This window comes from Larkinella arboricola (assembly GCF_003259745.1).
Taxonomy (GTDB): Bacteria; Bacteroidota; Bacteroidia; order Cytophagales; family Spirosomataceae; genus Larkinella; species Larkinella arboricola.
The window spans coordinates 77,904-92,097 of record NZ_QLMC01000008.1; the positions used below are offsets into that span (position 1 = coordinate 77,904).

Consider the following 14,194-nt stretch of genomic DNA (forward strand, 5'->3'; position numbering starts at 1 on the left):
TTTGCCTGCTAACACGCCCGGGCACGGTTTGGCCCGTAACCACGGAATGAAAATTTTGATTGTTCACAATATTTTGTGGGCGCACTACAAGGCAACGGTGTTCAGCGAACTCCACCGCCTGGCTTCCGGCTATAATTGTGAGGTACACGTCCTGCAAATTGCCCAAAGCGAACAATCCCGGGCCTTGCTGGGAAAACCGGACCACTTGCCCGACCAGTATAGCTACGAACTGCTTTTTGATACGTACATTGAGCAGGTCGGCACCTCGGCCAAAATCCGGGCGCTGGTAGCCCGGATGCGTGCTTACCGTCCGGATGTCCTTTTGCTGACGGGTTATTATGACCCGGCCCAGGTTGCGCTGATGGTGCTTGCCAGACTCCGCGGTATTAAAGTCATCATTCAGACCGAATCGACCCCGGTCGATCAGGCTCGCACGGGGTTCAAAGAATGGATTAAAAGCCGCGTCATTGCCCTGGCCAACGGTTTTTTCTGCTTCGGTACTCCACAAGCCAACTACCTGATTCAGCTGGGCGTTCGTCCGGATCAGATTCTGGTGGCCCAGAATGCGGTGGTTGATAATGCGAAACTGCGGCAGGTGTACGAGCAGGCCCGGCCCACCCGAACGGCCAGACAAACCCAACTCGGTCTGAAACGCTCTAATTTTATCTACGTAGGTCGGCTGGCACCCGAGAAGAACCTGACGGTTTTAATTGACGCTTTTCAGCAGGCCCGGCAAAAAGCCCGCAACCCAGCCGAATGGGGGCTACTCCTGCTCGGTGATGGCCCCGAAAAAGGGTCCATTCAGGCACAGATTGACCGGCTTGGCGCGCAGGATCTCGTAAAAATTCTGCCGAATCAGCCCTGGTATCGGGTGCCCGAGACGCTGGCGCTGGCCGATGTGCTGGTACTGCCCAGCCTGTCGGAGCCCTGGGGACTGGTTGTCAACGAAGCCATGGCCTGCGGAATGCCGGTTGTGGTGTCGGACCGCTGCGGCTGTGCGCCCGATCTGGTAAAAAACGGTCAGAACGGGTATGTTTTTGATCCTTTACGGCCCGAAGAATTAACCCATTGCCTGCTCCACTTCATCGACGGACACGCCAACTGGCAGGCGATGGGACAGGTTTCGTCGGAAATCATCGCCACGTTATCGCCCGATACGGTTGCCCGGGAAATGCTGGCCGGATTTGTGAAAGTGGGCCGTACTTAGTTATTTCGAACCAACGTATGCGAATCCTCCACATTTGTGCTTATACCTGGTCCATCGGCGGACCGGCCCGGATGATTTACGACCATACGCAGATTGCGGTGTCGGAAGGCCACCAGGTCGATATTCTGAGTCCAATGTCACCCGGCGATAAACTGTATCCGGCCCCGGAAGGCAGCCGGGTTATTCCCTGTCTGCGTACCCCCGTAATCAGCCGGTTTTTCCGGGAAGTCTCGCTCGATTTATACCGGTATTTGAAAGAAAATAGTTCCAGCTACGACATTATCCACTGCCACGGCCTGTGGCATTTCGGCAGCATTGTTCCGTTTCTGGTGAATAAAACCGTTCCAAAAGTTGTTACGATTCATGGGGTGCTGGATGCCTGGGTTTTGAAGCACAGCCGCTGGAAGAAAGCCCTGATGGACGTTCTGGTTCAGAAAAAATTGCTGGCCCGGGCCGATCTGGTGCATATTTTAAACGAAGACGAGCGGCAGGATGTGGAGCGTTATCTGGGGTACAAACATCCTCGGGTGGCGCTGATTCCGAACGGTATTCAGGTTTCTGACTTTGCCAATTTACCCGCGCACGGCCTGTTTCGGAAAAAATTCGACATCCCATCCGATCAACGAATCGTGCTGTTTATGAGCCGTTTGAACATCAAAAAGGGATTGGATTTGCTGTTGCCGGCTTTTCGGGCGTATTGCCGCTCTCATTCGGATGCCGTGCTGGTGCTGGCCGGTTCGGATGACGGTTATCAGCAGCAGGCTGAGCAGTTTATCCAACAGAACGGGCTGGAAAAGCAAATCCGACTGGTGGGCATGCTGACCGGCGAAACCAAACAGATGGCCCTGGCCGACGCGGATGTTTTCGTACTGCCGTCGTATTCCGAGGGGCTGTCGATGGCGGTTCTGGAAGCCATGGCCGCCGGGGTGCCCACGCTGATTTCCGACCGGGTGGGGCTGGGCCGCCAGGTGGGTCAGATTCAGGCGGCCTGCCTGACCGATCTGAACCCCGAAGCGATTTGTAAAAATCTGGACGGCCTTTTGCATAATGCTTCCTATGCCGAAACAATCCGGAAAAACGCCCGGCAGCTTGTTCAGTCAAAATACGACATTAAAGTAGTTGGTAATCAACTACTTGATCAGTACAGAAGCTTAGTTTTCAGCTCTGAATCGCACCGCGCATGAGTAGCATTTCAGTTATTATTCTGACGAACAACGAGGAGAAACACATTGGCCGTTGCATTGCCAGTCTGCTGCCGTTCACCGATCAGATTTTTATTGTCGACTCCTTTTCCACCGACCAGACTGTTCAGATCGCCCGGTCGATGGGCGCTGTGGTTGCGCAAAACCCCTGGGTTAACTACGCATCGCAGTTTAACTACGGCATCCGGCACACCCCGTTTCAGACGACGTGGCTGATGCGGATGGACGCCGATGAGTATGTGATGCCCGAACTGGCGGCAGAAATCAATAACCGGCTGACTACGCTGCCTACCGACGTTAGCGGTATTTACGTCAAGCGCCGGGTTATGTTTATGAACCGCTGGATGAAACACGGAGCTTATTACCCCATCTGGCTGCTCCGGCTCTGGCGCAACGGTCAGGGCATCTGCGAAGAAACCTGGATGGACGAACACATCAAGCTTTCGACGGGCCGCTCTATCCAGTTCGAGCACGATATTGTGGATCATAACCTCAACAACCTGACGTGGTGGACGCAGAAACACAACCTGTACGCCATTCGGGAAGTCATCGATATTTTAAACATTCGCTATAACTTTGACCAGTCGATTCGGGTTGAACCGAAGTTATTCGGCACGCAGGAGCAGCGAAAACGGTATTTAAAACTGCGGTATGCGTCGCTGCCCCTTTTCACGCGGCCGGTGGTCTACTTTTTGTACCGGTACATTCTGCGGCTGGGCATCATCGACGGGCGACCGGGGTTGATGTGGCATTTTTTGCAGGGACTCTGGTACCGGTTCCTGGTGGATGCCAAGCTCTACGAGGTATACCACCGCGTTGGCACTGATAAACAAGCAATTATTGAATTCTTCAAGACAGAATATGGAAAAGACCTCCTGGCGGAGCGGCCAGGCCAGCACTGACCTGTCGATTTACGACAATAGCTGGTGGAAGCCCGGACCCAAGTGGAAAATCATTCTGTGGTTTCTGGTTAGCTCGGTTACCATCAATTCGTACCTACCGTTACCCGTTAGCGTAAAAAAATGGATTCTGACGCTCTTTGGGGCAAAAATCGGTAAGGGACTCGCCATCAAACCGGCTGTAAACATCAAGTTTCCGTGGTTACTGACCATCGGTGATTACGTCTGGATTGGCGAACACGTCTGGATTGACAACCTGGCCCCGGTTACAATCGGCAACCACGTCTGCATTTCGCAGGGGGTCATTCTCGAAACCGGTAATCACAACTACCGGAGCCGAACGTTTGATTTGTTCATTAAACCCATCGACCTGGAAGATGGCGTCTGGCTTGGCGTCAAATCGATTGTCTGCCCGGGTGCCAGTTGTGCCTCTCACTCCATTCTGACGGCCGGTTCAGTAGCAACCCGCCCGCTCGAAGCGTACGGTATTTACCAGGGTAATCCGGCGGTTTGGGTTAAAAAACGCGAAATTGCATGAAAGTAACTATCATAACGGTCGTTTTTAATGGCGCGGCCACCATTCGGGACACCATCGAATCGGTGCTGAACCAAACGTACCCGAACATCGAATACATTGTGATCGATGGAAAATCAACAGACAATACCGCCGACATTGTTCGCTCTTACGGTTCGCGCATTACGCGTTTTGTTTCAGAACCCGACAAGGGCCTGTACGATGCCATGAATAAAGGGCTGCGGCTGGCCACGGGCGACATCGTGGGCTTTATCAACTCGGACGATTATTACAAGCACAACCAGGTGATTGAGAAATCCGTACGGTTTTTTGAAAACACCGACTGCGATGCGGTATATGGCGATATTATTTACGTCAATCCGCTGAATACAGAGAAAATTGACCGCTACTGGAAGGTCGGTGAATACAAGGAAGGAGCCTTTCTGTGGGGCTGGATGCCACCCCACCTGACCTGTTTCATCAAGCGGTCCGTTTATGAGAAACTGGGCGGCTATACACTCCAGCTGAAAAGCTCATCGGATTACGAACTTCTGCTGCGGTTTATTCACAAAAACAAGATCAAGCTCCGGTATCTGCCCGAAGTGACGGTGGCGATGCGGTCGGGCGGAGTCAGCAACGCAACGCTTAAACACCGGTGGCGGGCCAACCGCGAAGACCGTCAGGCATGGCGCATTAACGGCCTGCGTCCTTACTTTTTTACACTCTTTCTGAAACCACTGAGAAAATTGGATCAGTTATTGCCAAAGTTTTAAAAATAGCCGTTTTTTGCACCGCATGATAAATTAATCTGCCGCATAGTCAATATTTATTGTACAAAAACTATAAAGCGGTAACATTTACACTCTGTCTTATCGTGATTTTATAGTTCAATATTATCACACCAGCCATTATGAATCTTGAATTGCTTCTTTCTTATATTCAAAATAAGCTCGCCGACGACCTGTTCCAACTGGGGCTTTACCAGTGTATGCTGTCGTTTCTGGTCGCTTGTTTTGTGGCCGTTGTTTCGATCCCCGTTGTCATCAAAATCTCGGAATTGAAATTTCTTATGGAGAAACCGGGCCACCGGAGTTCCCATAAAACGGCGACGCCCACCTTTGGCGGTATTTCCATTTTTGCCGCCATTCTGATCAGTTACTTTCTCTGGCCGGCCATCGACCAGACCGATATTTACCGCACTAACCTGTCGATTGTCGGTATGTCGATCCTGTTTTTCATCGGCATTAAGGACGATATGGTGGGCATTGACCCGAACAAGAAAATCTTCTTTCAGGTGCTGCCGTCGCTGATTCTGATTTTCTTCGGCAAACTACGCATTGATTACCTGTACGGTATTTTTGGCCTGTATCACATCAACGACGTCTTTTCGGTCTTGATTACCTGCCTGATTTTCATCACGATCATTAACGCCATTAACCTCATCGACGGCATCGACGGCTTGGCGGGCGGTATTTCCACTCTGGCGAGTCTGACGTTTGGCAGTTGGTTTCTGCTCACGAATCACTTTGCCATGGCGTGTCTGGCCTTTACGCTGGCGGGCGCCCTGATCGGTTTTCTGCGGTTTAATTTCTCGCACACCAGCAAGATTTTCATGGGCAATACCGGTTCGCTCATTCTCGGCTTCCTGCTATCGTTTTTTGCCGTACGGTTTATCAACCTGAACAATTCGTTCCGGTTCGACCCGACTTCGTTCTTCAATGCTCCGATTGTTGCCATTGTCATTTTGATTGTGCCGATTTTCGATACGCTGCGGGTTTTTCTGGTCCGGATCATGGCCGGACGGTCGCCGTTCTCTGCCGACCGGAATCACATGCACCACATCATGATTGACAACGGCCTGTCGCACGCGGCCGCAACGGGTGTTTTGTGTGCCATTTCGCTGGCGAATACCGTCCTGTTCTTTCTTTTTCACCGGGATATTTCCAACACCGTTTCGCTGTTCATCCTGATCGGCATGTTCTTTTTGTATATGGCCATCGGTGTTTTCCTGAAAATGCGGGCTCGCGTACGGGCAATCGACAAACCGCGTCGGAAGGGCTTATATCTTAGCCAGTTAGCCAGCGCCTTTTCGGGCAGAAATATTCTCCGGTACCTGTAAAACAGGCTTAAACGATTGTTCACGGTAACAATTGGCGGGCCGGCTTGTTATATCTCCATAAATCAGAAATCATGCATTATGGAAGATCAGACCAGACAATCGGTGAATTCCAATTCCCGTAGAACCGACTATAACCGTGAGTCTCAGACTTCTGAGGAACCACAGGAGATACCGCCCCTTTCGGAAGCTGACACCGCTCCCATGTTTACCGATCTGGGCTTAGGTGCCGAAGATTCATACAACAAGGCCGGCGACGAAGCGATAGATACCATGCTGTACACCGACACCCATACTGCCATCAACACGGCTGAAAACCGTTCTAATTCATTGGCCTACGAAGGTGATATTGATGATCTGACGTCAGAGATTGACCCGGAAGAGGAATTTTAAGCAATCTTTATAAACAAGAGAAGCCTGGCCAGATGGTCAGGCTTCTCTTGTTTATAATTTGGCCATTGAGTTAAAGCCGTTTTACTATCGTTTGTGCATAAGCGAATCCCAGAAAGGGTAATTTTCCCATTGTACCCTCTTTATAATTCTGCTAGCTTGTGCGTAAGTCCCGTGTCAAATTGACTTATCCACGAATCGTCTGTTGAGGGAATTGGAAATGGGCGGTATCACATTACCAAATTAACCATTTTCCAGGTGATCACTCACCCTTATTTATGGAAATCAAACTTTCTGATATTCAGGAAAGGCTTTTAGACATCCGGACCACAATGGACGAACATGCTGCCAGTAATCAGCTTCTGGACCTTCATACGCTTGGCCAGATTAAAGTTCAGATACTGGATTTGCTTACGGTTACAGAACTCCTGATTGTAACCAATCAGACGACTGACTCATCCTCCCCCAATGGCCAAGCCTAGGCTGAAGTTCCTGAACCGGCTAAACCCGTTGTGGCGACATTATAGGGTAGTGTACTGACCTTCATTTTTGAGTTTACCCTTCATGGCCTTGCGCAGCTTTTCAATTTTAGGCATGGAAACGCTCCGGATGTATGGTTGATTCGGGTGCAGCTTGCAGTAATTCTGATGATACGTCTCCGCCGGATAAAACGCCCTGAACAGCAGCACTTCTGTCACCACCGGATTTTTATAATGCCCGGAAGCGTTGGTTCGCTGGATAGCGGCTTCAATAGCTCGTTTTTCTTCAGGAGTACGGTAAAAAGCAACGGAGCGATAATCCCGGCCCACATCGGGTCCCTGCCGGTTGAGCGTAGTCGGATCATGACCCGCAAAAAACGCTTCAAGCAACTCATTGTAACTGATCACCTTCGGATCATAATAGACCTGCACGGATTCAGCATGACCGGTTTCATCGGTTCCCACTTGTTTGTAGGTCGGATTTTTGACATGCCCCCCCGCATACCCCGAAATTACCTCCCGAACCCCGCGAAGCTGATCGAAGCCTTCTTCCTGCGCCCAGAAACAACCACCGGCAAACGTCGCTACGGCTTCGCCGGGTTTCAGAGCCGGAAGTTTAACCGGCGTAGTATCCTGGGTCTGGGCGGGCGTACAACCGACCAGAAACAGAACACTCAGTAGTATCCCCTGAATGATTTTCATAAGTGGTATGAGTTTGTACGTATATAACAAAATCAGAAACAAGCCCGTTCATGCCCTCCGCTCAGAACACGGCTTCCAGGCCGCCCCGATTTGTCGTCACTTGAGGACCGTTTGGGTGGAGGTGCGATCAAGGCAATCTGTTGGTTTTCCGGTTCAGTTCCTTCTCAAGATCGCTTTCCTGAATAGCCGTAGCCAATGCTTTTACGGGATAAAGCGAACGCCGTTTGCGCTTAGGTGGTTTAATGGCCGAAACGCTATCCTGCGCTGCGCGAATCACCGGCTCCGCAGGACGCGGCACCGCTGCCGGAATACTATCCTTGTCTATGGTGTCAACCGGTTTGGTCGGGGGCAGCATACGCCCTCGGCGGTTTGGTCGGGCCGTCAGGCTATCTGACGGTTTTGGAGTCTCACCAGCGTTGTCGCCACTACCAATCCAGGGATATTCTTCACTTTTGGGGAGCGACAGCGGGATAGCTTCACCAATCCCGTATTTTTCTGTCTGGCTGCTGTCGACACCGGCCAACCCACTGTTCAAAGTAGCGGTATTCGTTTGTACGGTTTCCGATTGGCATAGGCTGGGAATCAGTTCGCACCGGTACAGATAGCCGGTTGCCAGCACTGCCAGCCCAAGAGCCGCACCAATTCCCGCCTTTTGCGCTTTTGTGACGAAGGGTAAACGATCCTGAACTTCCAGCATCGTCCGAAATGCAAGCCGTTGGGGCATCCGATACCAGCCTGACAGCCAGATCGAGCGGCCTTCCAACAGGATAAACTCCTGACGGTAAGGCGTATGAACCTGTAGAGTTGCCATATGGCGACCTATTTTTTCGGGCGCGTAACGGACGTAAATGTAAGTGCCGCTATACATTGGCGTTAACGTCAGCGTTGTCGTTAAGGCAGGAGCCGTTCTGCCCGGAGCCAGGGTAAAATAAGCAGACCCCTCAATGGACACAACAACGGGCGTATCGGTGCCATATTGAGCAATCTTCACGATAGCAAAGGCTTCAGTGCCGGGCTCTATTTCGTTAAACAGGATCGGTGAATCGTCAACGGTCAGCATTGTGTCGATATGTACCGGAAGCGTCATGACTTCGCCGAGCGGATCACGCAGCTTAATGGCACCGCTGAGAAAAGCCGGGCCGGGCACCAGGAGCGTAATGGTGTCGCGGGCGACATAACTCCCGTCGTCCTGTTTTACGTAATGGAGTGTCAGTTCCGATTGAGGAGCTTTACTGGATGAACCCGTCAGTAAATAACCCACTGTGGCAGTGATTTGTAACCCGACCGGCCCTGGGTCAGATTCCAACACCGATTCCACGGGAAACGGGTATACATTTTCCTTAAAATGATAGCTGCGGATGGTACCTGGAACGGGTTGTCGAAAAGACATACGGTAATTTCAATGAGGTATCAGACAGATCGGGAAACGTTACTTTGCATCCTGCGGTTCCGGTGTATCAGGTGCGGCAGTATCTGTCAGAAAAACGAGTAAGCGAAACAGGCCAGAGGAGCGTTATGGAAGTTAACGTTATACTAATCGAATGGTTATTTAATGCCTGAGCAAAGCCAAAGGGAATACCAGATCAGGGAGCAGATGCTCTTCCGTTGCAGGGCGGTCTCTTATAAGTAATTGAGCAAATGCGTGGGCGGTGGGGTGCTGCGCGGTAAGAGCGTGGTTTCATACCAGTACGCCTTCAAAAGGGTCATATAATTTCTCCACCCTTGCAGGTCATCCGGTTTTCTGGTGAAAGCAATGGCTCCGCGTTCATAGGCCCGGTTTATTTTATCGTTTGAGTCCGAAACGCTCAGCATAACCACTGGCGTTTTTCCCTTGAAACGGGTACGCAGTTGTGGTAACAAATCCAGTCCATCGACGGCTTGCCGTAAATCAATATCTAACAGTACAATATGGGGAGGGATGGTAGATTGATCGTCCAGATACCGAACGGTCTGATCATAAGAAGCCTGCCAGACGAAATGGGCTTGCGGAAACAGTTCGTTACCTATTCGGACTAATAGATCGTACGTAGGCTGATCATCATCAATGACCAATACCTCAAAATCCTGATTTTCCATAGATAAACTGACTTAATTTCTCAGATTTGAATCCAGATTAAGTTAAACGTTAAGCAATAGTTATTCAAATTTATCAAAGATATCCTATTGCTTTCGATAAAACTATTGAAGGACGGTGAAGTTTCCGCGCGGTCTTCGATTTGCCCTATAACGCTTGGCGTTTATACAAAAAAGTGCCGAGGGTTAACCTCCTGCCCAAACCGGACAAAACGCAACAGGACCCTATGCGATGATTAATGTCGCTGCCGCAGTCTACCCTGCTCTGCTACCCGATTCCCACTCAATAGTCTTTCAGAGTGAAAAATATTGTCTTTTCCCTTACATTCCTGTGATTGTTTATCTTTACCGGCACCTCGTTATCCCTAACCGAATGCTCATGGCTCGTAGAAGACGAATCTGGATCATTGATGACAACCCGGATTATTGTAATGTGGTTAAGCGAATATCCGCTGATAAACGGCCCGATTGGGAACTGGAGTTTTTCCCTGATAGCCGCAAATTGCTGGACTTGCTGGAAAAAGACGTGGCAATGGTGCCTGATTTAATTGTCCTGGACCTCATCATGCCCGAACCCGATGGGATAAAGATGTTACACTACATTAAACGCAACCGGCAACTGCGACCTATTCCCACGATCATTGTCAGTGAGTCGGATTCCGATACCGACGCCAGCTTATGTTACCAGGCTGGGGCTAATTCGTATATTGTAAAACCCGCGAGTCTGGAGGAACTGAGGCATTTTGTGGCTGTAACCTGGCAGTACTGGCTTGACATTGCGGCTACCCCCTCCCATCAAAGGCTCTGATCGGCACCACATACTCGAATTAGACTTACCACTAAAACACTTCGCCAGATCCGCACGTTTTCCAGCTATACCACATCAATTTAATCTGTATGGAAGTAGGTGGCCCCATCGTTTTTATCGATGATGATGAAGAGGACCAATTTATTCTTAAACCGATACTGGAAAGCATTGCCCCGAATTCTCCCATTTTATTTTTCAACAATGGAGAGAAAGCAATTGATTTCCTGCGTACGACCGATGAGCGCCCTTTTCTGATTATTTCGGAAGTAATCATGAAAAACATGAGTGGTCTGGAACTCCGTCGGCAGATTGAGCAGGACAAAGAATTAAAAAAGCGGTCTATTCCTTTCATCTTTTTCACGCATCCAGCCTATAAACAATGGGTAGAAGAGGCCTATGAGCTAACCATCCAGGGCTTCTTTGAAAAAAAGAGCAGTACAAAGGAAATCAAACAGCAGTTAGAGGCCATTGTTTCCTACTGGACGAACTGCCTGCATCCCAATCGGTTTGATGATGAGTAATAAGCTTCTCGCCTTGTCGCAAAAGCATTCCTGTTCGTTCCGGCCCGTTGACAAACGCTGCGCGGTTTACTACTAAAGCTCCCCGCCGGTCTCCTGAAAGCCGTTCATTCGGTCAGGTCAGGCAGGTTTGCGTCGTCTTAAGTAGGAATTTGCGGCCTTTCTGCCGTTTTCAGCTTTACAGGAGTGATTAATCGGTTAGTATAGTCTGATAACCCCCCTTTAAATTTGCCAAAAATCAGTTGAGTACGCTACCTGTATACTCACTGATTAATTACACGTTTCCGCGCTTACAGTCCCGGCAGGTTCTGTCGGGATCTGTTTGCGCAGATTTTAATCCCTTTTTAATACCGGTTAAGCTTCCGTTAATCCTCTATTTACCAGACAAAACTATTCGGATTTGGGTTACCTTTGTGTGTCTGTTAACCACTGCAACTTTAACCTACGAACCGATGCGCCATAAAACTTCTACCACTAGCGAGTATGCTTCCTGGGCCGTCTTAGTCTTTATGGCTTTTACGGGTGTTGCCTGCATTGCCGGCATATTGATTTAACAATCCCCTCCTGATGGTGGCAACGCCTGCCATTGAACCTGCTCGTGCCAGGTTTATCGCTCCTGGTTAGGCTCCACTTTAAGCCCATTCGTTTCAAACAAGCTACTTTTCTGCGCCGATAGTTGAAGCGGTGTTTTTAGTACTTTATTTTTTTAAGCCTCTCCGCAACCGATTCGTGTCATCTTCCACGGTTTTGGCCTGTGCTGAAGTTTGTCCATCTGCTTTAGAAGTTGCCGTTGCCCATCCGGCCTATTCACTGGCCCTCTATCGATTGTTTAAAACGTTCCAGGGCCTTGCCAGCAGGCCAGGCTTTTTTTCTTACTAAAAATTAGTCCACACAAACCAACCTTTTCAAGTAAGGTTATTAGGTTGCATTAGGAGAATAGAGGGATGCTACCGAAGCATCCCGCTTAATATCCTTTTGTTGACGGCTTAACCCTTTCGATTATGGACTATTGTATCGTTTATATGAGTCACTCAAAAGATTTGCTTACCGATGAAACCATACAGGATATTCTCCAGACGAGCAGAGAAAATAACCTGAAACTGGGCATTACCGGTATTCTCTTATACGCGGATGGTAGTATTGTTCAAGCGCTGGAAGGACCGAAAGAACGCGTCAAAGCACTTTATGAAACCATTTGCCAGGACCCAAGGCACGGGCACATCTCTACGGTATTGAGCCATCCGATCCGGAAAAGGGCTTTTTCCGAATGGTCGATGGGTTTCAAGTCCGTATCTACCACGGAGATCGACAAAATTAAGGAGTTGATTATTATGCAAAACGGGCGGCAATCAACAATCATGTATAGTGATAATGTCGTCTTAGGATTGCTTCAGCTTTTCTACGCGACCCACTTCCGCCCCCAGCCCGAATAACGGTTTTCGAGATGCCACCCGATGGAATAAAGGTTCTTTTTTGCCCATACGTTAGTTGCCATCCAACTTCAAAGCACACTGAAACTTAAAAAATCAAAAAACCGGCACCTTCTTTGCCGTGTTGGTTTCAAATACATTCACTTTATCATGGAATATTGCATTGTTTATTTGAGTTCTTCAAACGGTTTGTTCTCTCCTGACGAACTAGGGGCTATTCTGCAACAGAGCCGTAAAAACAACAGTGAGCTAGGGATTACCGGTATCCTGCTTTACTTTAACGGTAGTATCATTCAGGCTTTAGAAGGACCAGAAGAAAAGGTAAAAGCGTTATATACAACAATCAGTCAGGACGACCGACATCGGAATATAACAAAGCTTTACAGCAGAACCATTCATAAAAGATCTTTTCCGGACTGGTCGATGGGTTACAAGGCTTTAACTGCCAGCCAGATGGACAACCTGCAAACAATCAGCCCCAGGCTCCAGAAAGGTTTTTCGGAACCGGCAAACGAAGACAACCCGATTTTGGGATTAATAACACTTTTTTATCAGACCAATTTGCGCAACTAGGTAAACCCCGCCTTCCGCCCGCGTGGGCAGTCAGCCCATCGGCTTTAATCAGGTAATTGTAAAAGTGGCGGCTATTTTGGATTCCTATACGCTCTCAAAGCGAACAGGAAAATATTCATTAACGATACCTGTATACGCAGTCATACACTACGCATCAGATGCGCCGGTGGACCCCCTCTTTTTATGTAACAACTCAGGAAGAAGCGGTTTTCAGATCAACTAATCCTGAACAAACAAACGATTTAAATCCCATTCAATAAGACTTTAAGAATAAGGCTGTTTCTGATCGTTAGCCATAGGAGTGCTGTTGTCGTTAACGTGTATTCTTATGTGGCTGATCTTTTCCTCCCTATCTGCATCTGGAGCGGTGTACACGCATAACCTTTACTGCTCCGACCTGGAAGGTCATTTTGATGTACTCAACAGTTTTGTGGCGGCCGGTTATCGGCTTCTATCCGCTTTTGTGGTTGATGAAGGCCAGTGGATTAATTTACCGCTGGAAGCATTTGATGGCCAATCTGTAAATAGCAGTCTTCAGGCATTACAGGAGCAATACCAGCGAGTATTAAGCCCTTAAAGTCCCTACTATGGCGGTTCCTTTCCGGCCAATTTCTGCAATTGGGCCGGTTTTGTGCCGCTTACTTGTTTTTTTCACCTGTGGTATGATTCATGTGTGAACGAAAGCAAACGTTATTCGAGTAATTGAGTTAGGGTGATTGCCCAGTGCGCTTTGCGGCTGGGCAATTTTGATTTTTTACCTATTACGTCTGTCAGAATGCAGGCGCTGACATCCTGCCTCACTGTGAATTGGCTCAGGACAGTTGTTTCGGGCGCAACTTTAACTGGGAGATAAAACGGAACCTGGGTTAGGCCAGCCATCGTTGAGGAAAGTGGACTTATCCTACCGGAGCTGCCAATGCCGGGCGGTATGCGGAAATGGTTAACGAGCGCGAAAAGCCGGCCGGGGGTGGCGCTCCGATTATCTTTTCGGCTTACCAGGTTCGACAAAACCCAGGCGCAGGAGCATCCGCTGTGTTTCGTCCACCTCCGTACCAAGAGGATTTTTACGTTCTGCTTCAACCTCTACCAGCTTCATGGCCGTTACCAGATAGCTCTCTAGTTCAGACTTATAAACCTGATGCCGTGAGTAGACCTCTTCTCCATCGACAAACGCCAGCACGGTGCAGGTGGTATCAATTTCGGCGGAGACTTTACACCGAACTCCGTGGTGCAAAAAACTCTTCGTATATACTGCCATAATCTCTTTCTTTTATCGCGGTCGG

The 14,194-nt window shown here is 49.2% G+C and carries 17 protein-coding genes; 13 read left to right on the forward strand and 4 right to left on the reverse strand.

Going from position 1 to position 14,194, the window contains the following annotated elements; translation table 11 throughout:
- Positions 1-46: 46 nt before the first annotated feature.
- The 8 genes from LX87_RS25375 to LX87_RS25410 all read left to right on the forward strand — a co-directional run bounded on the left by LX87_RS25375 (position 47) and on the right by LX87_RS25410 (position 6,810).
- Entirely contained in the window at positions 47-1,207 is a 1,161-nt protein-coding gene (locus LX87_RS25375; RefSeq protein ID WP_111631116.1) for a glycosyltransferase family 4 protein, read from the forward strand.
- A gap of 17 nt (positions 1,208-1,224) precedes the next feature.
- Positions 1,225-2,391 (forward strand): glycosyltransferase, encoded by a 1,167-nt coding sequence (locus LX87_RS25380; protein WP_111631117.1) that lies wholly within the window; start codon positions 1,225-1,227, stop codon positions 2,389-2,391.
- Positions 2,388-3,311 (forward strand): glycosyltransferase family 2 protein, encoded by a 924-nt coding sequence (locus LX87_RS25385; RefSeq protein WP_111631118.1) that lies wholly within the window; start codon positions 2,388-2,390, stop codon positions 3,309-3,311. The genes LX87_RS25380 and LX87_RS25385 overlap by 4 nt, the downstream gene beginning before the upstream one ends.
- Entirely contained in the window at positions 3,271-3,846 is a 576-nt protein-coding gene (locus tag LX87_RS25390; protein ID WP_111631119.1) for a WcaF family extracellular polysaccharide biosynthesis acetyltransferase, read from the forward strand. Before LX87_RS25385 ends, LX87_RS25390 begins: the two co-directional genes overlap by 41 nt.
- Positions 3,843-4,595, forward strand: coding sequence for a glycosyltransferase family 2 protein (locus LX87_RS25395; protein ID WP_111631120.1), 753 nt, complete (start codon positions 3,843-3,845; stop codon positions 4,593-4,595). The genes LX87_RS25390 and LX87_RS25395 overlap by 4 nt, the downstream gene beginning before the upstream one ends.
- A 137-nt stretch (positions 4,596-4,732) precedes the next feature.
- On the forward strand, positions 4,733-5,941 hold the full coding sequence (locus LX87_RS25400; RefSeq protein WP_111631121.1) for a glycosyltransferase family 4 protein: 1,209 nt from the start codon (positions 4,733-4,735) through the stop codon (positions 5,939-5,941).
- Positions 5,942-6,019: 78 nt separating this feature from the next.
- Complete coding sequence (locus LX87_RS28625) at positions 6,020-6,331, forward strand: hypothetical protein (protein WP_146624551.1); 312 nt, start codon at positions 6,020-6,022, stop codon at positions 6,329-6,331.
- Positions 6,332-6,606: 275 nt separating this feature from the next.
- Entirely contained in the window at positions 6,607-6,810 is a 204-nt protein-coding gene (locus LX87_RS25410; RefSeq protein WP_111631123.1) for a hypothetical protein, read from the forward strand.
- A 39-nt stretch (positions 6,811-6,849) separates the two neighbouring features.
- Here LX87_RS25410 and msrA read toward each other — a convergent pair whose 3' ends face one another.
- The 3 genes from msrA to LX87_RS25425 all read right to left on the reverse strand — a co-directional run bounded on the left by msrA (position 6,850) and on the right by LX87_RS25425 (position 9,585).
- A complete protein-coding gene (gene msrA, locus LX87_RS25415) occupies positions 6,850-7,509 on the reverse strand; it encodes a peptide-methionine (S)-S-oxide reductase MsrA (protein ID WP_111631124.1) in 660 nt (219 codons plus the stop codon).
- Between the two features lie 127 nt (positions 7,510-7,636).
- The gene (locus LX87_RS25420) at positions 7,637-8,899 is read right to left on the reverse strand and encodes a hypothetical protein (protein ID WP_111631125.1); all 1,263 of its coding nucleotides are present in this window, start codon (positions 8,897-8,899) and stop codon (positions 7,637-7,639) included.
- A 230-nt stretch (positions 8,900-9,129) separates the two neighbouring features.
- Complete coding sequence (locus LX87_RS25425) at positions 9,130-9,585, reverse strand: response regulator (RefSeq protein WP_111631126.1); 456 nt, start codon at positions 9,583-9,585, stop codon at positions 9,130-9,132.
- A 376-nt stretch (positions 9,586-9,961) separates the two neighbouring features.
- Between LX87_RS25425 and LX87_RS25430 the strand changes: the two genes are divergently transcribed.
- The 5 genes from LX87_RS25430 to LX87_RS28630 all read left to right on the forward strand — a co-directional run bounded on the left by LX87_RS25430 (position 9,962) and on the right by LX87_RS28630 (position 13,488).
- Positions 9,962-10,390, forward strand: coding sequence for a response regulator (locus LX87_RS25430; RefSeq protein ID WP_170139455.1), 429 nt, complete (start codon positions 9,962-9,964; stop codon positions 10,388-10,390).
- An 89-nt stretch (positions 10,391-10,479) separates the two neighbouring features.
- Positions 10,480-10,911, forward strand: coding sequence for a response regulator (locus LX87_RS25435; protein ID WP_111631128.1), 432 nt, complete (start codon positions 10,480-10,482; stop codon positions 10,909-10,911).
- A 998-nt stretch (positions 10,912-11,909) separates the two neighbouring features.
- Positions 11,910-12,341: a BLUF domain-containing protein gene (locus LX87_RS25440; protein WP_111631129.1), complete on the forward strand. Its 432-nt coding sequence runs from the start codon at positions 11,910-11,912 to the stop codon at positions 12,339-12,341.
- A gap of 147 nt (positions 12,342-12,488) precedes the next feature.
- On the forward strand, positions 12,489-12,911 hold the full coding sequence (locus LX87_RS29295; protein ID WP_111631130.1) for a BLUF domain-containing protein: 423 nt from the start codon (positions 12,489-12,491) through the stop codon (positions 12,909-12,911).
- Between the two features lie 328 nt (positions 12,912-13,239).
- Positions 13,240-13,488 carry a hypothetical protein gene (locus tag LX87_RS28630; RefSeq protein WP_146624552.1) on the forward strand — a complete coding sequence of 83 codons (249 nt, stop codon included), beginning with the start codon at positions 13,240-13,242 and terminating at the stop codon, positions 13,486-13,488.
- 402 nt (positions 13,489-13,890) lie between these two features.
- Here the strand turns inward: LX87_RS28630 and LX87_RS25450 are convergent, their stop codons facing one another.
- Positions 13,891-14,169 carry a hypothetical protein gene (locus tag LX87_RS25450; protein ID WP_111631131.1) on the reverse strand — a complete coding sequence of 93 codons (279 nt, stop codon included), beginning with the start codon at positions 14,167-14,169 and terminating at the stop codon, positions 13,891-13,893.
- Positions 14,170-14,194 lie beyond the last annotated feature (25 nt).

Coding starts and splice junctions, on each gene's coding strand:
- LX87_RS25375 (WP_111631116.1), top strand. CDS start 47: ATGAAAATTTTGATTGTTCACAATATTTTGTGGGCGCACTACAAGGCA.
- LX87_RS25380 (WP_111631117.1), top strand. CDS start 1,225: ATGCGAATCCTCCACATTTGTGCTTATACCTGGTCCATCGGCGGACCG.
- LX87_RS25385 (WP_111631118.1), top strand. CDS start 2,388: ATGAGTAGCATTTCAGTTATTATTCTGACGAACAACGAGGAGAAACAC.
- LX87_RS25390 (WP_111631119.1), top strand. CDS start 3,271: ATGGAAAAGACCTCCTGGCGGAGCGGCCAGGCCAGCACTGACCTGTCG.
- LX87_RS25395 (WP_111631120.1), top strand. CDS start 3,843: ATGAAAGTAACTATCATAACGGTCGTTTTTAATGGCGCGGCCACCATT.
- LX87_RS25400 (WP_111631121.1), top strand. CDS start 4,733: ATGAATCTTGAATTGCTTCTTTCTTATATTCAAAATAAGCTCGCCGAC.
- LX87_RS28625 (WP_146624551.1), top strand. CDS start 6,020: ATGGAAGATCAGACCAGACAATCGGTGAATTCCAATTCCCGTAGAACC.
- LX87_RS25410 (WP_111631123.1), top strand. CDS start 6,607: ATGGAAATCAAACTTTCTGATATTCAGGAAAGGCTTTTAGACATCCGG.
- msrA (WP_111631124.1), bottom strand. CDS start 7,509: ATGAAAATCATTCAGGGGATACTACTGAGTGTTCTGTTTCTGGTCGGT.
- LX87_RS25420 (WP_111631125.1), bottom strand. CDS start 8,899: ATGTCTTTTCGACAACCCGTTCCAGGTACCATCCGCAGCTATCATTTT.
- LX87_RS25425 (WP_111631126.1), bottom strand. CDS start 9,585: ATGGAAAATCAGGATTTTGAGGTATTGGTCATTGATGATGATCAGCCT.
- LX87_RS25430 (WP_170139455.1), top strand. CDS start 9,962: ATGGCTCGTAGAAGACGAATCTGGATCATTGATGACAACCCGGATTAT.
- LX87_RS25435 (WP_111631128.1), top strand. CDS start 10,480: ATGGAAGTAGGTGGCCCCATCGTTTTTATCGATGATGATGAAGAGGAC.
- LX87_RS25440 (WP_111631129.1), top strand. CDS start 11,910: ATGGACTATTGTATCGTTTATATGAGTCACTCAAAAGATTTGCTTACC.
- LX87_RS29295 (WP_111631130.1), top strand. CDS start 12,489: ATGGAATATTGCATTGTTTATTTGAGTTCTTCAAACGGTTTGTTCTCT.
- LX87_RS28630 (WP_146624552.1), top strand. CDS start 13,240: ATGTGGCTGATCTTTTCCTCCCTATCTGCATCTGGAGCGGTGTACACG.
- LX87_RS25450 (WP_111631131.1), bottom strand. CDS start 14,169: ATGGCAGTATATACGAAGAGTTTTTTGCACCACGGAGTTCGGTGTAAA.